The organism is Paenibacillus terrae (assembly GCF_005217525.1).
Classification (GTDB): domain Bacteria; phylum Bacillota; class Bacilli; order Paenibacillales; family Paenibacillaceae; genus Paenibacillus; species Paenibacillus terrae_C.
In genome coordinates this window covers 347652-348076 of sequence record NZ_PNXQ01000001.1, presented here as the reverse complement: position 1 = coordinate 348076, position 425 = coordinate 347652, and the positions used below count along the sequence as shown (strand labels likewise).

The following is a 425-nucleotide window of genomic DNA, read 5'->3' as shown; positions in this document are numbered from 1 at the left end:
TCAAGCGGTTAAGACACCTCCCTTTCACGGAGGTAACAGGGGTTCGATTCCCCTACGGGTCATTAATTACTGTATAAAAGAGCTTGAAATAAAAAACTTATAATGGTATAATATGTGAAGTGTCGCATTGTGGAGGCTTAGCTCAGCTGGGAGAGCATCTGCCTTACAAGCAGAGGGTCGGGGGTTCGAGCCCCTCAGCCTCCACCATTTGAAAAATAAATACTTATTATTGTCGCGGGGTGGAGCAGTTCGGTAGCTCGTCGGGCTCATAACCCGAAGGTCACAGGTTCAAATCCTGTCCCCGCAATTAATTTCCTTAAGGAAATCCTTTGGAACTGTGGTGTAGAGGCCTAACATGCCTGCCTGTCACGCAGGAGATCGCGGGTTCGAATCCCGTCAGTTCCGCCATTTTAGTTATAATTCGT

At 47.5% G+C, this 425-nt stretch carries 4 tRNA genes; all 4 read left to right on the top strand.

What is annotated here, in order from left to right:
* The 4 genes from C1I60_RS24350 to C1I60_RS01695 all read left to right on the top strand — a co-directional run bounded on the left by C1I60_RS24350 (window position 1) and on the right by C1I60_RS01695 (window position 408).
* Window positions 1-59, top strand: a tRNA-Glu gene (locus tag C1I60_RS24350).
* A 72-nt stretch (window positions 60-131) separates the two neighbouring features.
* Window positions 132-207: transfer RNA gene (locus C1I60_RS01705), tRNA-Val, on the top strand.
* Between the two features lie 26 nt (window positions 208-233).
* Window positions 234-307, top strand: a tRNA-Met gene (locus C1I60_RS01700).
* A gap of 24 nt (window positions 308-331) precedes the next feature.
* A tRNA-Asp gene (locus C1I60_RS01695) sits at window positions 332-408 on the top strand.
* Window positions 409-425: the final 17 nt, after the last annotated feature.